Origin of the sequence: Cupriavidus sp. 2SB, from assembly GCF_005503625.1 — a bacterium.
Classification (GTDB): domain Bacteria; phylum Pseudomonadota; class Gammaproteobacteria; order Burkholderiales; family Burkholderiaceae; genus Cupriavidus.
The window spans coordinates 60,805-67,176 of the sequence record NZ_SCMX01000034.1; the positions used below are offsets into that span (position 1 = coordinate 60,805).

The window sequence follows — 6,372 nt, forward strand, 5'->3', positions numbered from 1 at the left end:
TCATGATAGCCCACGATTCCTGCTCGATCTGCACCATGACGCCACGGTTTGCTCAGGCAGCCTGTTGCAGCGCCGGATTGCGCTGCTTGCGGTACAGGAAGTCGAGCACGGCGGTACGGCAGGCGTGATAGGTGCGGTCGTCAGCCAGCGCCACGCGATCGCGCGGGCGCGGGATATCGACATGCAGGATTTCGCCAATCGTCGCTGCCGGGCCGTTGGTCATCATGACGATGCGGTCGGCCAGCAGCACGGCTTCGTCCACGTCGTGCGTGACCATGACCACAGTGCTCTTCGTCCGTTCGACGATCTTGATCAACTCGTCCTGCAGATGGGCACGCGTCAGCGCATCGAGCGCACCGAACGGCTCGTCCATCAGCAACACCTTGGGCTGGATGGCGAGCGCGCGGGCAATGCCTACGCGCTGCTTCATGCCGCCCGAAATTTCATGCGGATACTTTGCCTCGGCGTGAGTGAGTCCCACAAGCGCCAGCGTCTCGTGCGTGCGCGCCTTGCGTTGTGCGGCGTTCTCCGTGGCACCGAACACGCGGTCCACGCCGAGCAGCACATTCTCGAAGCACGTCAGCCAGGGCAGCAGCGAGTGGTTCTGAAATACCACGCCGCGCTCCGGGCCGGGCCCCGCGATCTCGCGCCCCGCGCAGATCAGTGCGCCGGTCGTGGGCGTGGTCAGGCCGGCAATCAGGTTCAGTAGCGTGGACTTGCCGCAACCCGAGTGGCCGATCAGCGTGATGAACTCGCCTTCGGCAATCGACAGGTCGATATCGCGCAGCGCCACGAAAGGTCCCTTGCGCGTCTTGAAGGTCTGTCCCACGCCTTCGATGCTGACGAATTTTTCCATGACGTCGCTCCTAGGTATTGCCGTAGCTGAAGCGGCGCGCCAGGGCCAGCAGCAGGTGCTCCAGCACCAGGCCCACCACGCCGATGATGAAGATGGCGATGACGATGTGTTCGACCTTGAGGTTGTTCCACTCGTCCCACAGCCAGAAGCCGATGCCGGTGCCGCCCGTCAGCATCTCGGCGGCCACGATCACGAGCCACGCGGTGCCGATGGAAAGCCGCACGCCCGTGAGCATGTAAGGCAGCACGGCCGGAAACAGCACGCGGCGGAAGATCGTCCATTCGGAAAGATCGAGCACACGCGCCACGTTCAGGTAATCCTGCGGCACGCGCGTCACGCCCACTGCCGTGTTGATGATCATCGGCCAGATCGAGCAGATGAAGATCGCCCAGATGGCTGCGGGGTTGGCTGCCTTGAACAGCAGCAGTCCGATGGGCAGCCACGCCAGCGGCGACACCGGCCGCAGCAGGCTGGTCACGGGCGCTGCCATCGCATTGAGAAACGCGAATCGTCCGAGCAGGAAGCCAGCCGGAATGCCGATGACCGCGGCGAGCCCGAAGCCCGTTGCCACGCGTGCCAGCGATGCCAGGATGTTCCAGCCGATGCCCTGGTCGTTCGGGCCATTGCGATAGAACGGATCGGAGAACAGCGGCACGGCTGCATTCCATGTGGCACCCGGCGTGGGCAGCGACGGAATCATCGTGGCGATGCCGTGCCAGACGAGCACGAACAGCACGAAGCCCACCAGCGGCGGCACACACTTGAGCGTCAATGCGGAGATCGCCTCGCGCCGCGCGGCCTCCTTCTCCTGCGCGGCGATCTCCAGCGCACGGCGGCGCGTGTGCTCTTTCATGTCGGATTCCGCAGCGGTCTGAACGATGGTATTCACGGCAATCTCCCGGGCAGAGGCGTCAGAGCGGTCAGAGCGCCGACGCCTTGATCTTGAAGCCGTCGGCATACGCCTTCGGGTCCTTGGTGGCGTCCCACGTCACGCCGTCGATCAGCTTGGCGGTACGGAAATCGCTCTTCGGCAGCGGCACCTGCGCGGCGGCTGCGCCTTGCTTGTAGATGTCGATTCGATTCACCTTTTTCGCCACGGCGAGGTAGTCAGGATGGTCCTTGAGCAGGCCCCAGCGCTTGTGTTGCGTCAGGAACCACATGCCATCGGACAGGAACGGATAATTCGCGGCGCCATCCGAGTAGAACTTCATCGAATCCGGGTCATCCCACGTCTTGCCCAGCCCGTTGCTGTAGCGGCCCAGCATGCGGTCCAGGATGATGTCCATGTCGGTGTTGACATAGGACTTCGCGGCGATGGTCTCGGCGGTCTTGCGGCGGTTCGACGTGGAGGCGTCGATGTACTTCGACGCTTCGAGAATCGCCGCCACCATGGCGCGCGCCGTGTTCGGATGCTTCTGCACGAAATCCGAGGTGGTGCCGAGCACCTTCTCGGGATGATCCTTCCAGATGGCCTGCGTGGTCTCGGCCGTGAAGCCGATCTTGTCGGCGATGGCGCGCGCACCCCATGGCTCGCCCACGCAGTATCCATCCATGTTGCCCACGCGCATGTTGGCCACCATCTGCGGCGGCGGCACGGTGATGGCCTTGGCATCCTGCATCGGATGGATACCGTTGGCGGCCAGCCAGTAGTAGATCCACATCGCGTGCGTGCCGGTGGGGAAGGTCTGCGCGAACACGTACTCGCGCTTCTCCTTCATCATCAATGCCTTCAGGCTCGCGCCATCCTTCACGCCCTTCTCGGCCAGCTTTTGCGAGAGCGTGATGGCCTGTCCGTTGTGGTTCAGGTTCATCAGCACCGCCATGTCTTTCTTCGGCCCGCCGATGCCGAGTTGCACGCCGTAGATGAGTCCGTACAGCACGTGCGCGGCATCGAGCTCGCCGTTGACGAGCTTGTCGCGCACGCTGGCCCAGTTGGCTTCCTTGCTCGGCGTGATCTTGATGCCGTATTTCTTGTCGAGGCCCAGCGTCGAGGCCATGACTACCGACGCGCAATCCGTCAGCGGAATGAAGCCGATTTTCACCTCGGCCTTCTCCGGGGCATCGGAGCCGGCGGCCCATGCGCCGCTGCGCACCAGCGGGTCTACCAGCGTCATCACGCTGGCGCCGGCGATGCCAGCCAGTACGCGACGGCGCGTGGGGCTGGAAGGGGGATCGAGCAAGACAGGTGCGGCAGCTTCAGGGCGGGGTGGCATCGCGATGGCTCCGAAAGAAAAAAAAGCGTCCCCACTGCAGCCGTCTCGCAAAAAACGGATTGCAATGCAGGACGCCGTTGTCCGGTGGCGCGCTGAAATCTGAAAGGCGCACACACGCAAGTTGTGGATGTTCTGTTTGCTGCCCGGCCGTCGTTGGCCGTTGCATGGCACTACGCAAGCGGTGTGCCATGCTCGTTGCGGTGCACAAACGGGTAGCGCCTCGCGCGCTTTTCACCGAGCGGAGGCGCGGCGCGCCGGGCCGGTGCGGTGCGTCGCCATCGAATCGTGCGAATGGGAAAAAATCGTGCATCGCCATGCGCGACGCCGGCGCGTGGCTGCACGCCATGGCCGCGCCAGAATCGTGCAACGCACCGGCAGCGTGCGGTCCCACCTTGGGTGTATGCTTTCCCCCTGCCGCGCCGAGGCCACACTGGCCGTGTCCACCGAAAACGCCGGCGCGGCGTTCCATCAAAAGAGAAACAAGCTGGAGATCTGGATGACCGAGTTCGTATTTGCCCCGCAAGCCCCCGTCGGTGTGCCCGTGCGCGGCAGCAACGCAAGCTTTCCCGTGCGCCGTGTCTATTGCGTGGGCCGCAACTACGCCGCGCACGCCCGCGAAATGGGCTCGGACCCCGATCGCGAACCGCCGTTCTTCTTCTGCAAGCCGTCCGATGCCGTCAGCTATGTAGCCGACGGCACCGAGGGTACGTTCCCGTATCCGCCGGGCACCGGCAACTGCCACTACGAAGTGGAACTGGTTGTGGCAATCGGCAAGGGTGGCCGCGACATCTCCGTCGAACAGGCCGCCAGCCATGTGTATGGCTACGCGCTGGGTCTGGACATGACGCGCCGCGACCTGCAGAACGAATCGAAGAAGACCGGCCGCCCCTGGGAAACGGGCAAGGCGTTCGACAAGTCGGCGCCCATCGGCCCGATCGTGCCGGTTTCGGCCATCGGCCACCCGGAGAAGGGTGAAGTCACGCTGTCCGTGAACGGTGTGGAGAAGCAGCGCGGCGACTTGTCGGACCTGATCTGGTCGGTGCCTGAAATGGTGTCGTACCTGTCGAAGCTGTTCGAACTGCAGCCCGGCGACCTGATCTACAGCGGCACGCCCGAAGGCGTGGGTCCCGTGGTCAAGGGCGACGTCATGCAGTGCCACATCGCAGGCGTGGGCGACATGACCGTCAAGGTCGTCTGACGCCATGCTCGAGCTATACAGCTACTTCCGTAGCTCGGCTTCGTTCCGCGTGCGCATCGCCCTGAACCTGAAAGGGCTGCCCTATGACTACAAGGGCGTGCATCTGCTCAAGGAAGGCGGCATGCAACTGAAGCCCGAGTATCGCGCGCTCAACGCCGATGGCGTGGTGCCGACACTCGTGGCAGACGGCCGCCCGCTGATCCAGTCGATGGCGATCATCGAGTACCTCGACGAGATCCATCCGGAACCGGCCCTGCTGCCGAAGGACCCGTACGACCGCGCGGTCGTACGCGGCCTGGCGCAGGAGATCGCCTGCGAGATCCATCCGCTCAACAACCTGCGCGTGCTGAAGTATCTCAAGCACGAACTGAAGGTGACAGAGGAAGCCAAGGACGCCTGGTATCGCCACTGGATCGAACAGGGCTTTGCTTCGCTGGAAATCAACCTCTCGCAACTCGGCCACGTCGGCCGCTACGCGTTTGGCGATTCTCCGACGCTGGTCGACCTCTGTCTGGTGCCCCAGGTATTCAACGCGCAACGGTTCAACGTAGACCTGACCCCGTTCCCGACGATCGCAAAGATCCATGCCGCGTGCATGGATCTTGATGCGTTTCAGAAGGCGGCACCGGGAGTGCAGCCGGATAGTGAGTAGGGACGTATCGTAGTCCTGGTGGTTTGCTCCCCTCTCCCGCGAGCGGGAGAGGGGCGGGGGTGAGGGTCAGCGGTGCAAATTGCGATGTGGTTGGCAAGCAGAGCCTCCAGCCCTCACCCCCAGCCCCTCTCCCATTTCATAAGAGAGGGGAGCACGACGGCAGCAGACGTAATACCGTCGGTTTGCGCCCCTCTCCCGCGCGCGGGAGAGGGGCGGGGGAGAGGGCCAGCAGTTCAAATTGCGGCAAGTCGGCAAGCAGAGCCGCCAGCCCTCTCCCCTGACCCCTCTCCCATTGCATGGGAGAGGGGAACCAGAAGAGCCGAAACGACAAAGCCCCGCAATTGCGGGGCTTTGTCGTCAAACGGAGCGCATGAACGGCCGCTGGCCTACCCCAGCAACGCCTCTGCAAATTCCTCCGCCCGGAACGGCTGCAGGTCTTCGACCTTTTCACCCACGCCGATGAAGTACACCGGCACGGGGCGCTGGCGGGCGATGGCTACCAGGATGCCGCCCTTGGCGGTGCCGTCGAGCTTGGTGACGATCAGGCCGGTCAGGCCCAGGGCGTCGTCGAAGGCGCGGGTCTGGGCGAGGGCGTTCTGCCCGGTGTTGGCATCGATCACGAGCAGGCATTCGTGCGGGGCCGTGGGCATTGCCTTGCCGACCACGCGCTTGACCTTCTTGAGTTCTTCCATCAGGTGGAGCTGCGTGGGCAGGCGGCCGGCGGTGTCGGCCATCACGATGTCGATCTTGCGGGCGCGGGCGGCGTTCACGGCGTCGAAGATCACGGCGGCGGGGTCGCCGCTTTCCTGCGCCACCACGGTGACGTTGTTGCGCTCGCCCCAGATCGTCAGTTGCTCGCGCGCAGCGGCGCGGAACGTGTCGCCGGCGGCCAGCAGCACGGACTGGTGGTACGACTGGAAGTGCTTGCAGAGCTTGCCGATGCTGGTGGTCTTACCCGCGCCGTTGACGCCGGCAATCATCATCACCAGCGGCTGCTCGCGGCCCAGCGCCATGGTCTTCTCGAGCGGCTTGAGCACCTGGACGAGCAGGTCCTTGAGCGCCGCCTTGACGCCCTCGGCGGTCTCGATGCGGTCATTCTTGATGCGGCGGCGCAGTTGGTCGAGCAGGTACTCGGTGGCTTCCACGCCGGCATCGGACATCAGCAGCGCGGTTTCCAGTTCCTCGAACAGCGCCTCGTCGACCTTCACGCCGACGAACAGCACGCCGATGTTGCGGCTCGTCTTCGACAGTCCGGCCTTCAGGCGCGTCATCCAGCCGCGCTTGGCCTCGGCCGTGGGCGCTGGTGGCGGCACCAGTTCCAGTTCCTCGACCACAGGGGGCTCGTAGGCGACCGGGGCAGGCGGGGGCGGCGGCACCTGCGCAGGCACCGGGACCGGAACGGGTACGGGAACCGGAGCCGGAGCCGGAGCCGGGACGGGTGACGGTACAGGTG

6 protein-coding genes are annotated in these 6,372 nt (G+C 64.6%); 2 read left to right on the forward strand and 4 right to left on the reverse strand.

What is annotated here, in order from left to right; genetic code table 11:
- Positions 1-52: 52 nt before the first annotated feature.
- From FFS21_RS17155 to FFS21_RS17165, 3 genes are all read right to left on the reverse strand, one after another.
- Complete coding sequence (locus tag FFS21_RS17155) at positions 53-856, reverse strand: ABC transporter ATP-binding protein (RefSeq protein WP_137925981.1); 804 nt, start codon at positions 854-856, stop codon at positions 53-55.
- Between the two features lie 10 nt (positions 857-866).
- On the reverse strand, positions 867-1,709 hold the full coding sequence (gene ntrB, locus FFS21_RS17160; RefSeq protein ID WP_249359462.1) for a nitrate ABC transporter permease: 843 nt from the start codon (positions 1,707-1,709) through the stop codon (positions 867-869).
- Between the two features lie 67 nt (positions 1,710-1,776).
- Positions 1,777-3,069 (reverse strand): CmpA/NrtA family ABC transporter substrate-binding protein, encoded by a 1,293-nt coding sequence (locus FFS21_RS17165; RefSeq protein WP_137925982.1) that lies wholly within the window; start codon positions 3,067-3,069, stop codon positions 1,777-1,779.
- A gap of 496 nt (positions 3,070-3,565) precedes the next feature.
- On the opposite strand from FFS21_RS17165, the gene FFS21_RS17170 reads away from it, so the two are divergent.
- Together FFS21_RS17170 and maiA are read left to right on the forward strand one after the other, a co-directional pair.
- Positions 3,566-4,267 carry a fumarylacetoacetate hydrolase family protein gene (locus FFS21_RS17170; RefSeq protein WP_137925983.1) on the forward strand — a complete coding sequence of 234 codons (702 nt, stop codon included), beginning with the start codon at positions 3,566-3,568 and terminating at the stop codon, positions 4,265-4,267.
- A gap of 4 nt (positions 4,268-4,271) precedes the next feature.
- Positions 4,272-4,919, forward strand: a complete 648-nt coding sequence (maiA, locus tag FFS21_RS17175) for a maleylacetoacetate isomerase (protein ID WP_137925984.1) — start codon at positions 4,272-4,274, stop codon at positions 4,917-4,919.
- Positions 4,920-5,305: 386 nt separating this feature from the next.
- On the opposite strand, the gene ftsY is transcribed toward maiA, so the two are convergent.
- Positions 5,306-6,372, reverse strand: a 1,067-nt coding sequence (gene ftsY, locus FFS21_RS17180) for a signal recognition particle-docking protein FtsY (RefSeq protein WP_249359458.1), incomplete at its 5' end; no start/stop codon positions are given.